18 protein-coding genes and 1 CRISPR repeat array are annotated in these 14,869 nt (G+C 63.4%); of the genes, 7 read left to right on the top strand and 11 right to left on the bottom strand.

Annotated features, from left to right (window positions below; translation table 11 throughout):
* Nucleotides 1–61 precede the first annotated feature (61 nt).
* A complete protein-coding gene (locus BCUN_RS02620; RefSeq protein WP_033517520.1) occupies nt 62–541 on the bottom strand; it encodes a hypothetical protein in 480 nt (159 codons plus the stop codon).
* 105 nt (nt 542–646) lie between these two features.
* The gene (locus BCUN_RS02625) at nt 647–1,147 is read right to left on the bottom strand and encodes a hypothetical protein (protein WP_033517518.1); all 501 of its coding nucleotides are present in this window, start codon (nt 1,145–1,147) and stop codon (nt 647–649) included.
* A 141-nt stretch (nt 1,148–1,288) separates the two neighbouring features.
* On the opposite strand from BCUN_RS02625, the gene BCUN_RS02630 reads away from it, so the two are divergent.
* Nucleotides 1,289–1,669, top strand: a complete 381-nt coding sequence (locus BCUN_RS02630) for a hypothetical protein (protein WP_033517516.1) — start codon at nt 1,289–1,291, stop codon at nt 1,667–1,669.
* 77 nt (nt 1,670–1,746) lie between these two features.
* Here the strand turns inward: BCUN_RS02630 and BCUN_RS11290 are convergent, their stop codons facing one another.
* From BCUN_RS11290 to BCUN_RS12860, 6 genes are all read right to left on the bottom strand, one after another.
* Nucleotides 1,747–3,114, bottom strand: a complete 1,368-nt coding sequence (locus BCUN_RS11290) for a hypothetical protein (RefSeq protein WP_152598179.1) — start codon at nt 3,112–3,114, stop codon at nt 1,747–1,749.
* Nucleotides 3,115–3,205: 91 nt separating this feature from the next.
* Nucleotides 3,206–3,477: a CRISPR direct-repeat array (repeat unit 29 nt; unit sequence GGGAGTGTCCTCGCCTGTACGGGGCATCC).
* Between the two features lie 260 nt (nt 3,478–3,737).
* Nucleotides 3,738–4,373: a hypothetical protein gene (locus tag BCUN_RS02640; RefSeq protein WP_033517514.1), complete on the bottom strand. Its 636-nt coding sequence runs from the start codon at nt 4,371–4,373 to the stop codon at nt 3,738–3,740.
* A gap of 660 nt (nt 4,374–5,033) precedes the next feature.
* Nucleotides 5,034–6,110 (bottom strand): RNA-guided endonuclease InsQ/TnpB family protein, encoded by a 1,077-nt coding sequence (locus BCUN_RS02645; RefSeq protein ID WP_051920545.1) that lies wholly within the window; start codon nt 6,108–6,110, stop codon nt 5,034–5,036.
* Between the two features lie 14 nt (nt 6,111–6,124).
* Nucleotides 6,125–6,535 (bottom strand): hypothetical protein, encoded by a 411-nt coding sequence (locus BCUN_RS02650; RefSeq protein WP_033518363.1) that lies wholly within the window; start codon nt 6,533–6,535, stop codon nt 6,125–6,127.
* A gap of 48 nt (nt 6,536–6,583) precedes the next feature.
* A complete protein-coding gene (locus BCUN_RS02655) occupies nt 6,584–7,027 on the bottom strand; it encodes a hypothetical protein (RefSeq protein ID WP_033518361.1) in 444 nt (147 codons plus the stop codon).
* A 195-nt stretch (nt 7,028–7,222) separates the two neighbouring features.
* Nucleotides 7,223–7,348: a hypothetical protein gene (locus tag BCUN_RS12860; RefSeq protein WP_274518370.1), complete on the bottom strand. Its 126-nt coding sequence runs from the start codon at nt 7,346–7,348 to the stop codon at nt 7,223–7,225.
* A gap of 982 nt (nt 7,349–8,330) precedes the next feature.
* Here BCUN_RS12860 and BCUN_RS02665 point away from each other — a divergent pair.
* Entirely contained in the window at nt 8,331–9,314 is a 984-nt protein-coding gene (locus BCUN_RS02665) for a hypothetical protein (RefSeq protein ID WP_033518357.1), read from the top strand.
* Between the two features lie 16 nt (nt 9,315–9,330).
* Complete coding sequence (locus BCUN_RS02670; RefSeq protein WP_129870895.1) at nt 9,331–9,603, top strand: hypothetical protein; 273 nt, start codon at nt 9,331–9,333, stop codon at nt 9,601–9,603.
* Between the two features lie 83 nt (nt 9,604–9,686).
* Here the strand turns inward: BCUN_RS02670 and BCUN_RS02675 are convergent, their stop codons facing one another.
* Complete coding sequence (locus BCUN_RS02675) at nt 9,687–12,005, bottom strand: hypothetical protein (RefSeq protein WP_034258269.1); 2,319 nt, start codon at nt 12,003–12,005, stop codon at nt 9,687–9,689.
* 4 nt (nt 12,006–12,009) lie between these two features.
* Nucleotides 12,010–12,177, bottom strand: a complete 168-nt coding sequence (locus tag BCUN_RS12130) for a hypothetical protein (protein ID WP_156100113.1) — start codon at nt 12,175–12,177, stop codon at nt 12,010–12,012.
* 155 nt (nt 12,178–12,332) lie between these two features.
* Here BCUN_RS12130 and BCUN_RS02680 point away from each other — a divergent pair, with 155 nt between their 5' ends.
* The gene (locus tag BCUN_RS02680; RefSeq protein ID WP_152598050.1) at nt 12,333–12,731 is read left to right on the top strand and encodes a hypothetical protein; all 399 of its coding nucleotides are present in this window, start codon (nt 12,333–12,335) and stop codon (nt 12,729–12,731) included.
* The gene (locus BCUN_RS11755; protein ID WP_081895481.1) at nt 12,728–13,042 is read left to right on the top strand and encodes a VRR-NUC domain-containing protein; all 315 of its coding nucleotides are present in this window, start codon (nt 12,728–12,730) and stop codon (nt 13,040–13,042) included. The genes BCUN_RS02680 and BCUN_RS11755 overlap by 4 nt, the downstream gene beginning before the upstream one ends.
* On the opposite strand, the gene BCUN_RS02690 is transcribed toward BCUN_RS11755, so the two are convergent.
* Nucleotides 12,982–13,968, bottom strand: coding sequence for a hypothetical protein (locus BCUN_RS02690; RefSeq protein ID WP_051920547.1), 987 nt, complete (start codon nt 13,966–13,968; stop codon nt 12,982–12,984). The two genes, BCUN_RS11755 and BCUN_RS02690, sit on opposite strands and share 61 nt — an antisense overlap.
* Before the next feature lie 90 nt (nt 13,969–14,058).
* Here BCUN_RS02690 and BCUN_RS02695 point away from each other — a divergent pair, with 90 nt between their 5' ends.
* Complete coding sequence (locus tag BCUN_RS02695; protein WP_033515415.1) at nt 14,059–14,415, top strand: hypothetical protein; 357 nt, start codon at nt 14,059–14,061, stop codon at nt 14,413–14,415.
* 19 nt (nt 14,416–14,434) lie between these two features.
* On the top strand, nt 14,435–14,824 hold the full coding sequence (locus BCUN_RS02700) for a hypothetical protein (RefSeq protein WP_033515413.1): 390 nt from the start codon (nt 14,435–14,437) through the stop codon (nt 14,822–14,824).
* Nucleotides 14,825–14,869 lie beyond the last annotated feature (45 nt).

Consider the following 14,869-nt stretch of genomic DNA (forward strand, 5'->3'; position numbering starts at 1 on the left):
GGGGGTGTAGGGGTGTATGGAACCGGCCCCATACACCCCTACACCCCCGTTACAGGTGGGATCATACGATGCCGAGGATACGTTCGCGGGGGTAGGTGATGGTTGTGCCGAACAGGGTGGTGACCGTCACCAGTCCCGTGGCGGGCGTGTCATAGTCGATGGCGGTGTACGTTCTGGTGGTGATGGTGTTGCCCCACACGGCGTTCAGCTGGTGGTAGGCGTGCCGGGTGCACAACACCGCGATGGGGCGTTCGTCCAACGCGGCGGTGGGGGAGAGCGTGCCGCCGCCGGTGGCATACATGATGAACCGGTTACTAGTGGCGGTGGTGCGTTCACGCAATTCGAACAGGTTCTCCCTGTCCGGAGCCTTCGTGGCGGTGACGATGTGCTCCCCATATGCCCCATTGTCGTCGCATGTGAGCAGCAGATACGATTCACCCTCTTTGACCCGGCGCACCCGGTCCGTCCAAGTAATCGACCGACGCGCCTGCTTGGCCAACCGGTCGCGCATCCACTCCGGCATATCGTTCGCATTGCCCATGATCGTCAACCTTTCTTGCATTGTGGTGGTGTTCGCGTATGCACCCCACCCATGCGTCCCCGGCCCGGGGCATCGTGGGCATGGGTACACATTGCATGGCCGGGTTCATGCCATGACCGCATGGCTGCGCACGCCCGCGGACGCGCCCACGGCGGCGATCGCTGCAAGACTCGGCACCAGTTGGCCGGGGTCGAGGTGCGTGCTTTGTTCATGCAACGCGTCCATGTCATCGGTAAGCCATGCCAGCCACATCGCCAACGCCGTGGCCATATTGGCGTGTTCGGCGCACACGCCACGCATCCGTTCGGCGAGCGCCATGAGACGCCTGTACCCGGTGGCGTCAATGGGGGTGAGCCCGTCGCAGATGGCGTTGAGCGTCTCTTTCACCTGCTGTTTGTTGCCGGGCGTGTGGGGGTGTTGGGCGACGTCGAGTGTGTCCGTGAGCGTCATGGTGGGTGCCAGGGCGCATATGATGAGCGCGTCACGGGCGGCGATATCGTCGTCGATAAGCGCGGCCAATGCGCGCACCGTGGTGTCATCGACGGGCGTGCCATGGGTGAGATGGTGGTGTGCGGCGACGATGAGCGCAATGGTGTTCTGGTCCATGATGCTCGTGCTCCTTTACGTGGACGGTTGGCATGCCCCGTCGCATGCGTCCGCGCCCCCGTCATCGCACACGGGGACGCATGAACCATGCAACGGGTGGCCAACACGGGCCGCCAACAGGAAAAAAAAGGGGGAGCGGCCATGGGCAACCACAACCAACAGGGGCATGTGCATGAGGGCGAACCATACCCATACGACCTGCCCCACAATCCCGCATCACAGGCGTTGCGCGACGAGGCGGCGCACTACATGGAACTGGCCGGACGGTTCACGGACTGGCTGTTCGACCACACCGACCATCCGATCGACCTGCTCGCAGGCGACCCGGACGCCATCCAAGAGGCCACCCTACGGGAACGGTTGATCGCCGACCAAGCCAACACCTACCAAAGCCTGGCACGCCAACGGCTCGCCAGCGCACGCCGCGACGAGTGGCGCACCATATACGGAACCGAACCATACGAATGGCCCCATTGCCAGCAATGCCACAAGGATGCCGCACAAGCACGCCATCAATACTGACCCCGCCCAAGGCCACGGGACACACAAGAACACCCCACCCGTCTTCAAATATGGGTGGGGTGTTCTTGCGCACACGGTCACTCAGCCCCCATCGCCCCATCGATATGCAAGACGATCGCGGACGCTACCGTGCGGGCTGTGGCCAACGGCTGACCGCCACCGGGCATGGTGGCGATCTGCTGGGCCCAACGGCGTGTCTCCGCCCGATCGCCCACACCGCCAACACAATCGGCGTACAACCGCACCGACGCGGACAACCAAGCCGCCCCTTGCATATCATCCGCATTGCTCTCCACACACGTCAACACCGTGGACAACGCCCGCGCGTTGCGTTGGGCGCTCGCGTCGGGATGCGCGGCCAATTGTTGGACCAGGGTCTGTTGCAATCCCACGCCCTCGCTGGCGGCCATGGTGTTCATCTGCCCGGTGAGCATCTCGACCGTGTGGGCCGGATCATGGTTCAACCCCAACGCGATGGTGGACAGGGAGTCCATGTCCCCGGTCGGGTCTGGCGAGTCCAGCACACGGAGCGTGGATTGCCTCACTTGTGTGGTGAGGGTGCCGTCATTGCCCGTGTACGCGGCTTCGCGCATGCAGATGACATTGTTCAGGTCACGGCCCGCATATTGCGCGTTGCGTTCGTTCTGCCGGTACATGTCCATGTTGAGGCGCGTGTCATGGTCGAGGTCGGTGTCCGTTTCGTTGGAGCGCCCTGTACCCCACACGTATTGTTCGTACGCCTGCTCGCTGTTGTTCATCGTGATGATCTGCTTGGGCGACAGGTTCTCCATGTGCAGTCCGGGGTGCCGGCAGGACAGTTCGTACGCGGCGCGCGCATACGCGGGTTGGTCGCCCCACGCCTGCTCCCATTCGTGTTCGCCCACGAACCCGTCCGGGGTGGCGTGCACCGTTTCACCCGGTTCGAAGTCCATGGATTCGCGGGACTGTCCGGCCAATTGCTCACCGGTGTGGCGGACACGATCCGCAACCGTGGCGCCGATGGGCTCGTCCAAATCGTAATCATCGTCCTCGTACTTTTCGGTGTAAAACACGTACGCGGGGTGGAAACCACCCGCATCATAGGCGTGTTCGATCTCAGCGGGGCTCATGTGGGCGACCTCGTCCGTGGTGTACTGGCCGTTGTCGGCGAGCATCCATGCTTTCTCCTCCAACGGGTGCTCGTCCCACACGTCCCGCCAATCGTCCTCGGTGACGTAATCGCCGAAATCGTTGATCCGGTAACACCCGCCAATGGGCAGATCGTCCCAGTCCTGCTTGCGGTCGAACAGTTTTTCCGCGATCTCGGCGGTCTTGTCGATGAACTGTCCGCCCACGGGTTGGGTGGACACGTCCAACGCGGGCAGGCCCATGTCCGTGTGGTTCATATGGTCGAATTGGCCTCCCGTGCCATTGGGCGACCCTTTGGGTTTGCGTGGCTGCGCCATGATCATCGTCCTTCCTGACATATGGTGTGCGTTCACCCACCCTCTATGCGACCGGAAAGGGCCAATCAGCAGTGGGGTTGAGCGGTCGAGGAGGAGTGTCCTCGCCTGTATGGAACATCTATCTGGGCAAGGGCCGCCGCTATTCGCGCTCGGGAGTGTCCTCGCCTGTACGGGGCATCCCCGAGCATGCCCTCGTCCAGCAGCTGAAACGGGGGAGTGTCCTCGCCTGTACGGGGCATCCCAGTGATTCGTACATGTTCGTGCTCCTTGCATGGGAGTGTCCTCGCCTGTACGGGGCATCCTCTGGTGCGAGTACGCATGAGGGTTCCTTTCGGGGAGTGTCCTCGCCTGTACGGGGCATCCCCTATCCAAACCGTTGCAAAACCAGGGTTCGGCAACATTAGGGAATCCGAAAACTTCGGTTTGCCCCACAAGCGTGGATATGACCGCCTTGCGACGGTCAGCTTCAAGCCTCACACCACCAGTCCGGTGGCTGCTTGATAGGCGTTTCATCGAACCCATCCGACGATCCGAAGATGGTCGGAATGTGGTTCTCCACGCCCGTTGTCCGTATCCCCCACACCAAGAGTGCGGTTCGTATCCTGCACAAGCCTCTTATGCAGTCATCCTTGACTATGCGTCCGGCAACGGTCCTGTATAAGCCAAGCCGCGACATCGTGCACGGCCTGCCCAGCGGTGTCATACCCTTGCCAATCCGGTTCCCCGTCCGCATTTTCCGGGGTGATGCCCACCCATAGTTGGCGGCAGTCCGCCAACTCGAAATCACAATCGCCCACCTGCATGTCATCGTCAATGGCCACACGCCACGATTGGCCCTGGCTGGTGGTGAACCACATCACCCCATCCGGCATCGTGCGCACACCCCAACCACCATCCCGGTCCATGACGTCAAGCCTGCCCGCCACCATGTTGGCGAAATCCCCTGGCGCCGGGTATGCGTCGCGCACCATCTCCGCCACACACCATTCGACCTCCTCCAACAGTTGTGTTTCGTCCGGATAGCAGTCGAACGAGGAGTCGTCGTGTCTGGTTTCGATCATGTTGATCCCGTCCACGTCCCCGTAAGCGTACAGGCATACCGCATGATCACAGCGAGAGATGCGGGGTGTGATAAGCACCCCGTCCGGGGTGGGTTCGACCCGCACCCATGGATTGGCAGTGAGGAACGGCGCGAACGACGCCTGCTTGTTCATGAGCCGCCACAGATCCTCTACGGTGAACTGTTCGTATCCCATCATGCACCCCTTGCCGGTCTTGCCTTATCCATACCAGCCCTCATGCGTCCTTGGGGGATGGCGTGTATGGGATAGGGGATGGGATGCTTGAGCACCTGTTGGTGCGGTGTGGATTGGTGCCGCCGACATGGAAAAACGTTACAGGCAGATTCTCGTGAAGGAGTATCCGTGGAGTGCCCACTTGCGTAGGGGAGAACAGCTTTTGGCCGATGCTGGGCGAGCGCAGATCAGCTCGGAGTATCCACTCGCGTGTGGGATGCCCTTGCCGCGTGGGAGACGGTGTGCGACTGGGAGGGGAGTATCCACTCGCGTGTGGGATGCCCTGCGCGGGCTTGTCGAACACCTGAACGTTGACGGGAGTATCCACTCGCGTGTGGGATGCCCCCTGTCCGAACCGGTGGAACGCCAAGGATCGGCATCACCGGGAAGCCATGAAAGGCTTCGGTTCCATCATGCGTATGGGTATGGCCGTCTTGCGGCGGCCAGCTTCAAGCCTTACACCACCATCATGCAATGGTGGCCGCTTGATAGGCGGTTCATTGAACCCGTCCAACGACCCAGAACAGGGTGGTTGGCGCTGGGTTCTCCACGCCCGCTGTCCGTATCCCCACACCAAGAGTGTGGTTCGTATCCTGCACAAGCCTCTTATGCAGTCATCCCTGATTATGCGTCCGGCAACGGTCCGGTGGCAAGACGTTGCGCCAACGCCATGGCATCCACATGCTGTTCAACGGTCATTGGTTCGTGCATATGCATGCTGGCGCCGGTACGTGCCGTTTTGTATGTCAGTTGGCGGGTGAACTCGGCGAATGCGGCGTCCGCCAACGATTGGGCGAGCACATGGTGGCGCATGCCGCGTGCCAGATGGATGCGTTGCACATGGATCACGCCATAATGTTCGGCCAACTGTTTGCTGGCCGCATGCAACGCGTTGTCACGCAACGCCTTGACGCGCTTGTGGATGCGGGCGACCTTGCGTTGCTGGTCCATGTAGCGGGCGCTGCCATGGGTTTTGCGCGACAAATCACGGGAGGCTTTTCGCAGATCAGCCAACGCATGCCGGTAAGGCCGGGGGTTGGTGAGCCGGGTGCCGTCGGACAGGGCGATGTACTCGTCCAACCCGAACACCACCCATACTTCGGGTTTCGTGTTCACGGGCGGTGTGGGGGTGGGTGTTTCGCACAGGATGCTCGCATACCAACGTCCTGCCTCACAACGGATCGTCGTGGTTTTGGTGGCGCGTCCGGCCACCAGCCGTTCGACGTTGCGCAATGTGTGGACGCGGCCGATGCGTGGCAGTTTCACGCCGTGCGCGTCCGGGATGGTGATAGTGCTGAACGCGAACGCCTTGGCCGCGGCGCGCGGTTTGAATTTGGGGAATCCTACCGGGCCGCCTTGGCGTTTGCCGGACAGGCTTTTGAGGAAGTTGGCGGATGCGTGGCCAAGGTTGTCGAACGCGCAGTTGAACACCTGCGAGGCGACCTCGGGCCACCACGGTGCCAACGTGTCGCGGTTGGCGCGCCACCAATAGCCGAACTTGACCACATTGTTGTCGATCTTGACAAGGTCCTTCTTGGCCACCCCCGCCTCGATCTGTGCCTTGCGTTCGTCCAGCTGTTCCTTCATGTGCGCCAACGCGGCGTTGTACGCGAAGCGTGCCGCGCCCGCGTACATACGGAACATGCGCTCCTGCGCAGGCGTGGGGTCGAGCGGGACTTTCACCGCCTCGTAATCGGCCATGGGTGGATTCCTTTCTAGAAGTACCGCAGCAGGTCCGGTACGGTCAACCCGTGCGGCGGCGAAACGTGGTCATGCATGTATCGCGTGCACACCTCGCGCATGGCACGGTCGGGCATGCCTTGTTTCAATGCCTGCAGTTGCATGTCCTCCAATTCGGCGCGCAACCGTCCATGCGTCCGCCACCATGCCTGCGCGCGTCGTTTGATAATCGACGGCCGTGTGCCGCGCCGGCATGTGGTGGTTTTGTACCCGTGTGCGCGGTATGCGGCCGCCGCGGTGCGGTATCCATATCCTTGCGCATCGTCCACGATGTCGCTGGTGGCCGTGTCCACAAGCCGCCACCGGGTTTCCATGTGGTCGAAATCGTACCCGTCCCCGGCTGGGACCGTGACCGTATAGGGGACGGCTTTGAGGTTGCCGGTCATGATGCCTCCTTTGTGCTTGCGCACCCCGGTTATGCGTCCCGCTGTCGTTTACGCATCTATGTTGTCGCCGTACGGCAACCCGGAGGCGACCAGCGCATCCTCGAACACGGGGCTGCCGCCACGGCCCTGTGATTGTCGCACGTTGGGCACATGGGAGTCACGGATGCGGTAGTGGGTGAAGAAATCGTCCATGATGTCGGCGTGTTCCTCCCATGTCTGGAACTGCCATGCGTGGAACGTGTGTCCGGCGAAGGTGAAGTATTCGCCGTCCTTGCCTGTTCGGATGCTGCGCTGTCTTGTGAGGGTGCGAAGCCCCCTCTTCCTGACCGTGAAAAGCACCTTGCGCGCCTCGGCGTCGACCTCGTCGATGGTGCACAGAATGGTGCTGAGCGAATTGTTGGCCGTGTCTGCACGGAACCTGCCGGGCAGGTGGTGTGCGCGCACGATGTCTTCGATGATGGCCGGCGCCTGCGTGTTGGTGATGATGGTCATGATCCCCGCCCTTCCCGTGTGTGGTGTTGGCGGGTTCATGCGTCCGCGCAAGAACGGGCCGGTGTGGGAAAAACTGCGCCCGCCCCGGCCGGACGGTGGGTCCAACCGGGGCGGGCGTGGAAAACAGGCTGCCGGCACGGGAAAATATGCCAGGCAAACATGGACCATCATAGCAAAGGCCGCCACATGAGAGGGTCAGGGGATGATGGTGGTGTGGCTGAACAACGCCAGACGCAACCGCATGCTGGCCGGCAGGGTGCCGTCCGGGCGGCGGGTGACGGGACGGTTCGCGTCCTCACCGTTTGCGTTTGCGTGGGCCACGGCATGATTGGCGTGGGGGAGTGGGGTGTGCTGGCTGGTTCTCTGCATGGTGTGTTGTGGCCTCATGATCGTTGTCCTTGCCGGTAGGGGTGACGGTGGTGTGGTTCCAGTCGCGTACTGTGCGGCGCGTCTGCCATATGAGGAACAGGGCGCACCATATGAGCATCTGGTCGAACGCCTCCCCGTACGAGCATGATGCGGTACAGCACCGTGATCCACGGCGCCAACGCGACCACCACCACAGCCATCACGATCCTTCGTGTCATCAGCCGGCCGCGTGGAGAACGCATGGCATGCCATATGGTGGTCGCCTTGTGGCCGATCCATGCCGGCCATGCGCGCCAACCGTGCGCCCGCCGTGCGCCCGCGGCGGCCGACTGCGTGTCGTGTGGGGGTGTCTTCATGCCCCGCCCTATGCGTCCGGGGTGTGCCACCAGCATGCACGACAACACACGGCATGCAAATAATGACACCGATAATACTGTACTGCAGGAGGGTTTTATTTCATGTTGGGCGGGTGACATGGGTCGCGGGCGCCAACCACACGTTTCACCGACCATGCAGGTATCTTCACCGACGCAGTGATGTCGGTGAAGACTGCTTACGCCTACTGCCGATTGGTGTTCAGGGCCCTGAAAACAACTTTCTTCACCGACGCAGCGACCTTATAAAGGAACCCCTCAAATCGGCTCCCCTATACAACGACCTTAAAAGTCGGTGCGTCACCGAAGAAACTTCATAAACCCCAATCAGCAGTAGGCTTAGGAGCCTTCACCGACATTCAAAAGTCGGTGAAGAAACTTACCTATCTTCACCGACATCGCCCGTGCGGTCGGTGAAGAAACCTGCATGTCGGTGAAGAAACCCGGGACGCCACTGCGTCACCGATCACCCATGAATGCAAAAACAATCTCATTTCGGTTCGTATTGTTTTCCTTGGCGCGGATAATAGCCCACGAGGGTGGGGGCATAGGGGTGTGGCATGTTCGATCCCAGTGATGACAAGTATTGGGCGATGGGCAGCCAACTCAACTGGTGGGACCACACGTTGGGGTACCGGCCCGCATGGCTCACCGACCCCACCCAGGCCAGACAACGCCTGCAACGGCGTTTGCCGCTCGTGTTGCGCGCCCTCGCCTTGATCCACGAGCACCGCACCGTGGAAACCAGCCAACTGCACGCCTTGGACCCGCAACTGCCCGCCAACCCACGCGCCCTGATCTACATGGATATGGCATCCATGGGATTGGTGGACGTGGGCTACCCGTTGTCCATCACCGGGCGCGCATCCAGCACCCCCGGCTACACGCCGTTCACCGCATGGCGCCTGCCGATCCACACCACCATCGAACCCGTGCTCGACCAGTTGGGATGCACCCCGATGCAAACGGCCGCCATAGGGCCCGGCCCGTTGCGTGGCGCACGCCAATACGACAGACACAACCTCATGTGCGCCACGTTGAGCATCACCGCCCGCCACCACGGGTGGCGCACCGTGGGGGAATTGTACGGACGGTTCAGCCTATTGACCGGCGACCCGTTGGCCGGGCACGGCGGCCCCGATGTGACCCTCATCGGCGAACACCTGCGCGTATGCGTGGAGTTGACCGCGAGCGCGAATTTCTCTTTGGCGTCCAAGTTCCGCCGGTGGGATCGGATGTTGGAGTACGGGGCGTGTGCGGATACGCATGTGGTGTGGGTCAATGCGGCGCGTACGGATAGTCTGCTGACCCAATTGGAGGGGTTGTGCCGGGAGCGGGCGCGTCACCATGCGGCCGATTGGCGGGTGTGGCGTGACCGGTTGGAGACGGTGGATGGGTTCACGCCAAGCCCGGGTGTGCCCCGACGGGCGGATGATGGGTGGGCGCGCGGTGAGTTGGCGCGCATGGTGTCCGCGTTCGGGTTGGACGGGTTGGACGGGTGGCGGATCCCCGCCATGTTGGATCCGGGGGTGTTGTATGACTGACGCATCGGGATGGGGCATGACGAAACAGAATGATGGAACGTGTTTGGCCGGTCTGGGGGCGCCTGAGTTGTTCGGTGCGTTCGCGGCGGGCCATGATGATTATGTGGTGTTGGCGGACGCGTGGCGTGCGTTGGAGCATTTGGATCCGGTCCAGCGGCGCCGGGTGTTGGACGCGTTCCGTGTGGTGGGCCGTCTGGCGGGCCCGGGTGATGGGTTGGCGGAGTGCATGGGGGTGTGCGCGGTCGTGATGGATCAGGCACGGCGCGCCAACACACCCCACTGCCCATGACCCGCCACCGATACCAGATGCGATAGGGGGTGTGGTTCCCATCATGGGGACCACACCCCCTTATTGTGTTGCCGGTTGGCGGGTTATTCGTCCCGCATGCTCACCCCGTCGCCATTGGTGGGGTCCGGGGTGGTGTGGCGGCGGCGCGTGATCATGGTCGCCGCCAAAGCACCCAAACCAACCACGGCGAGTGCCACGCTGGCCCAGATGAGCACGCTGGTGGTGGTGCCGGTGGCGGCCAACGCGTCCTTGACCTGGTCCACCGGGGTCTTGGCGGTCACATGCACACGGTAGGTGACGGTGACCAGCCCGTCGGCGCTGACCGTTTCAATGGTCGCGTCATGGCCGTGTTTGTCCATGCTTACGCTCATGCCGGTCATCTTGTCGAATACGGGGGTGAGCACATACCGGTCGGGGTTGTCGACGGGCACGGTGTACTCCAACCGGTCGGGGGTGAACCCGTCAATGGGGGTGCCGTCGAGTTTGATGCCGGTCAGGCCCGCCCGGTGCGTGTCGTGGGTCAGGTAGGTGACGGTGAGCGTGGTGCGCCCGTATGTGGTGTGGTCGGCGGCCAGCACGTCCAGATCGTATTTCCATGTCATGCCGTGCATGCGGGTGCCGGTGGGTTGCACCACCTGTCCGGCGTACGAGCGCCATGCCAGCACGCCATGTTCGGGGATTGTGAACGTGGTGGCATCCTGGGGATGGTATTCGCCATTCAGGGTGTACCCGAAGGACACGAGTTTGGTGTTCGTTTCACTGGGATTGGCCTTGTCGGACACCTGCCCGGTGGGGGTGGGTGGCTCGAACCTCTCGTCCGCGGTCTTGTCGGTGTGTTCACGCACGAGGGTGACGGTGTAGGTGCGGGTGGAGCCGTCCGGGCCGGTGACCTGCCAGGTTTGCACCGTCGTGTACGCCGTCTGCCGGCTGGCGCCCGCCACGACTTTCACGCCCGTGCCCGCCACCGGGGTGACCGTCACCTTCTCGCCCTGCTTCGCGGTGATCGTGTACGCGGTGACCGAGGGTTTGAACCCCGCCAGGGGTTGGCCGTTGATCATGAACCCCTCCAGGACCGCCAACGTGGGGGTCGTGTCCTCCGCGGGCGGGTTGAACGGTTGGCGTACGGTGACGGTGCGTGCCACGGGCGTGGTGCCGGTCCCGTTCAACTGGTCGACCGTGTACGACACGGTGAACACCCGTTCGCCGTTGGAGCCCAGGCTGTTGGCCACATGCGTGTCGCGCACGGTGTTCGCGGTGGGGTCCACCCCGCCGACGGTCAACTGGTAGCGTTCGCCGATGCGGGTGTTGTCCAACGCATCCAACGTGATGGCCTCGGGCAGTGCGGTGGCGTCCCGCATGCCACTGGACCACACATCCGTAGTGGCCCCGTCCCCGTTGGTGGCGGTCAGCGTCAATTGGGCGGACGGGTCGTAGGTGTGGGAGGCGGTGACGATCACCCGCACCACGGTGCCATGCGCATCCCGGCCCGTGTAGGTGATGTCCCGTGTCCAGGTGCGTTTGCCATGCTCGCCTTGGGCGAGGGTGACCGGGCCCAGGGTGGCGTGCAGGCGGGTGCCGTCCGACAAGGTGGCGTCGTGGCCCTCCCATGCGGTCACATCCGTGACCGCCCCATTCGCACCCCGGGTGGAGCCCAACAGGTTGGCCGCGTCCGCGCGTGCCGTCCACACGTTGTCCGTGAGGGTGAACGCGGTGGGTGGTGTGGACAGGCCGTCCACATGGACGGTGGTGGGGGTGCCCGCCGGTTCGGCCACATGGACGGTGACCTGTTGGCCTCCCGGGGTGGTGCCGTGCAATTCGCGTTCCATCACGCCCACACCCAACGTGTCCGCGCCTTGGGTGAACACCGCGTCCGGGCCGGACAGGGTGAACGACTGGTTGTTGGGGCCGGTGACGGTCAATTGGTCCTTGGGGTCGGTTGCCATGGTCAGGGTGAACGAGTCGGTGGCCTGGTCATAGTGGAGTTGTTCGCCTTGGAACGTCCACTTGGCCGTCGCCAGATCACTGATCGCGTGTTCCAACCGGGTGCGGGCCGTGTCGAACCGAGTGGCGCTGGCCGTGTCCACATCCACCTGGCCGGCTTCATCCAACGCGGCCTGCAACGCGGCCCATCCGGCCGGCAGGTATTCGTGTTCGTCCAATGCTTGCGCCCGTTGCAGGGTTTGCGTGAACTGGCGTTGCTGGACGCTGGTGCCGCGCACCGCGTCCAACACGGTTCGCAGTTGCACGTCCGCTTGCTCCAACCGGTCCGTGTCCGTGTCTGTGTCGGTGAGCAGTTGGCGTGCGGTGGCGGTCAGGGTGCGCAACCGGGCTGCGGCTTGCGTATCCTCATACGTCAATCCACGGTCCAGTTCCTGTTCGGCCGCCCGCACCGTGCCCTCCAACCGGTCACGGGTGGCGTCCTGCGTGTCCGTGGCGCTCGAAGTGGGGGTGGGGGTGGGGGTGGGGGTGGGTGTCGGTGGCGTGCGCCGGGGCGACGGTCATGCCGGCCGCCAACACGGCGGCAACGGTGCCCATGGCGACCGGGCGCCATGGTTGGGATAGGTGCTTGCTCATACGCGGTTCTTTCCCCGCCAACCCAACGCGCATATTGCACAATCGGGGTGACGGCAATGGTGTTGTCCAATTACCACCGGCCACACCCCAAGGGGGTGGCCCGGCTGCATCCCCTCTATGCGCCCAAAACCACACCGGACGCATACCTTATGGTCATGCACTGGTATGACGAGTACTGTTCCCACCCCGAACAAGGCGCGTACAGCCCTTATGCGCCCGTACGCGCCCTGGCCGCCCGGACCCAACCGTTGCCGTTGCGCACCCAAATGCGCCTGGCCCACGACCCCATTCCCGCGGTACGCCAAGCCTTGGCCGCACACGACCCGCTGCCCGCAGCTATCATTGACGAGCTGTCCTGGGATCCCAATCCGCGGGTGCTCGCCACGCTCGCCGAACACCATGCGTTGACCGGCGAACAACACACCCGCCTGTTGCAATGTTTGGACCCGGCCGTGTGCCGTGTGCTGGGACACGCGGACATGGCGGCCGTGCTGGAGCAATACACGGCCGGCTGGCAACCGGACCGGCCCGGCAAACATCGGGGGCGGCCATGAGGGAACGCAGTGTGGAACACCGGTTCACCATGTTGGCGCGCCAACATGGCGGATGGGCGGCCAAATGGGTGTCACCCGGTGTGGCGGGCGTACCCGACCGGATCCTGTTTTTGCCCGACGGGCGCATGTTCCTCGTGGAGTTGAAACAACCCGGGGGCCGCACGCACGGCACCCAACCCGCCATCCACCACAAGCTCGAACGGTTGGGCCACCATGTGCATGTGGTGTCCGACCCCGACCTGTTCTTCCGTCAATTCGTCGACGGGGCGGGGGACGGGTCAACGGGTGTGGGGGACGGGCCGGAACCCTGACCCGTCCCGCCGGCCGTGTCCAACAGGTTGCCATGCCACCGGTTCATGTACTCACGCAACCCGGGCGCATCCCCCGGCGCACCCCACGCGAGGATGCGTGGTGTGCCGTCCGGGTCGGCCAACAACAGGTCGAACCCGTATTGCACCGGTTGGTTGTCCCGGCCCGTCATGGAGATCGTCACCCGTGCGAACGCCCTATCACTGGTCTGGTTCTCCTTGTCGACCTTGCCCATGTCCGCGTACGCGACCCGGTCGACCGTCGCGGACTGGAATTGCCCGTCCAATCCCAACGGCTGGTACACGCTCGCCGGATCGGGGTCGGCCATGATGACCTTGAGCCGGTCCGCATCCGACCCGGTGAGCGCCTGCGCCCATTGGGTGACGAGCGTGGAGAGCGCGTCCGAGCCTTGCGCATCCTTGATCGTGCCGCTCCAGCCGACCGTCCCGTCCGGGGTGAGCGTGTCGGGCACCGCCACCGGGCTCGCGTTCGGATACCCAATGGGCGTGCCGTCCCGGTTGACCGCCACGGCCACCCGCCACCAGCGCGCCCCGTTGGCCACCGTCAGCACATGCCGGTACACCGCACCGCCACTGGTAGGGGTGCGGGTGGCACCGTCCCAACTGACCACCCGAGCCTGGGCGCCCAACGGGTGCCCCGTGGCCAACCATTGCTCCGTGATGCTGTACGCGGCCTGTTTGCCCGTCTCATTCAACGACACGCCCTTGGGTGTGGCCGGGGTGGGCGTGTTGGATACGGTGAAGGCCGCGTACACGGCCAACAACAGGGTCACCCATGTGACCAGCCGCCACCAGCGTGTGCGGGACGCCTGGAGTTTGACCAGTTGCACATCCGGGTCCGGTTCGCTTTGTTTGGTCGGATCCGCGAACCATTCGTCATCATCCTTGTGTTTCCTCCACCAAGCCATGCCGGCCGTCTATGCGCGCATAGACGGGGGATGTGAACACAAGCACACCACCACGTCACGGACGGGTGGTGTTGAGGAAAGGCGAACACCATGAGACAGGTCACCTTGGCCGCGGCCCCGCAAATCGTCCAACCCAGCCGGCAGGCCATCGAACAGGCATGCGGCTACATCGAACAGAACGCCACGTTGAAGACACTGCTGATCATCATCGGCGCCGTGTTCCTGATCATCACCATCACCCTGCTCGTCATCCGCAAGTTCTGGCCGCAAACCCCTGTGGGCCAAAGCATGAACGCGGGCAACGGCAAGGTCATCTGGTGCATCGCCGGCATGCTCACCGGCCTGATCTTCATCCTGCCCGCCCAGATCCTGCCGTTCCTGACCTCATTGGTGATGACGCTCGTGCAGGTGCTCCTCAACATCATCGCCGCCATCTTCCACCTGTAAGCACACCGGGGGGAAAACCGTGTTGTATGATCTGACGCGCGTGTCGGGCGAACGGGTCAAACAGGTCGACGAGCTGCATGTGGGCGGCCGCGTGTGGATCACCTCCACGAACCTGTTCCTCCTATTGGGCGGCGCCGCCGCAGGCGCGCTCGTGGCGTCCGCACTCAGGTTGGTGTTCGCCGGCAATTGGCTCGTCTATTGCCTGATCCCCGTGGGCGCGCTCGTGGCGGTGGTGTTGTTCTCCCGCAAACGCTCCCGTGCGGGCGAGGTCAACCAACGCCGGTGGGACAAGTGGAGGGACCGGCATGGCCAACCCGACCATGAGTTCATCCTGCCGGGCAACCCCGAACCGTTTCTGCCCAACCAACGTGAAATCGTGTTGTGGCACTGCCACCCATACAAACCCTGACCCGCACACCATGCGCAGCGGACAGTTCCCAAACAACCACCCCAT

It is taken from the genome of Bifidobacterium cuniculi, from assembly GCF_000741575.1.
GTDB lineage: Bacteria > Actinomycetota > Actinomycetes > Actinomycetales > Bifidobacteriaceae > Bifidobacterium > Bifidobacterium cuniculi.

Coding starts and splice junctions, on each gene's coding strand:
- BCUN_RS02620 (WP_033517520.1), bottom strand. CDS start 541: ATGGGCAATGCGAACGATATGCCGGAGTGGATGCGCGACCGGTTGGCC.
- BCUN_RS02625 (WP_033517518.1), bottom strand. CDS start 1,147: ATGGACCAGAACACCATTGCGCTCATCGTCGCCGCACACCACCATCTC.
- BCUN_RS02630 (WP_033517516.1), top strand. CDS start 1,289: ATGGGCAACCACAACCAACAGGGGCATGTGCATGAGGGCGAACCATAC.
- BCUN_RS11290 (WP_152598179.1), bottom strand. CDS start 3,114: ATGGCGCAGCCACGCAAACCCAAAGGGTCGCCCAATGGCACGGGAGGC.
- BCUN_RS02640 (WP_033517514.1), bottom strand. CDS start 4,373: ATGATGGGATACGAACAGTTCACCGTAGAGGATCTGTGGCGGCTCATG.
- BCUN_RS02645 (WP_051920545.1), bottom strand. CDS start 6,110: ATGGCCGATTACGAGGCGGTGAAAGTCCCGCTCGACCCCACGCCTGCG.
- BCUN_RS02650 (WP_033518363.1), bottom strand. CDS start 6,535: ATGACCGGCAACCTCAAAGCCGTCCCCTATACGGTCACGGTCCCAGCC.
- BCUN_RS02655 (WP_033518361.1), bottom strand. CDS start 7,027: ATGACCATCATCACCAACACGCAGGCGCCGGCCATCATCGAAGACATC.
- BCUN_RS02665 (WP_033518357.1), top strand. CDS start 8,331: ATGTTCGATCCCAGTGATGACAAGTATTGGGCGATGGGCAGCCAACTC.
- BCUN_RS02670 (WP_129870895.1), top strand. CDS start 9,331: ATGACGAAACAGAATGATGGAACGTGTTTGGCCGGTCTGGGGGCGCCT.
- BCUN_RS12130 (WP_156100113.1), bottom strand. CDS start 12,177: ATGAGCAAGCACCTATCCCAACCATGGCGCCCGGTCGCCATGGGCACC.
- BCUN_RS02680 (WP_152598050.1), top strand. CDS start 12,333: ATGCACTGGTATGACGAGTACTGTTCCCACCCCGAACAAGGCGCGTAC.
- BCUN_RS11755 (WP_081895481.1), top strand. CDS start 12,728: ATGAGGGAACGCAGTGTGGAACACCGGTTCACCATGTTGGCGCGCCAA.
- BCUN_RS02690 (WP_051920547.1), bottom strand. CDS start 13,968: ATGGCTTGGTGGAGGAAACACAAGGATGATGACGAATGGTTCGCGGAT.
- BCUN_RS02695 (WP_033515415.1), top strand. CDS start 14,059: ATGAGACAGGTCACCTTGGCCGCGGCCCCGCAAATCGTCCAACCCAGC.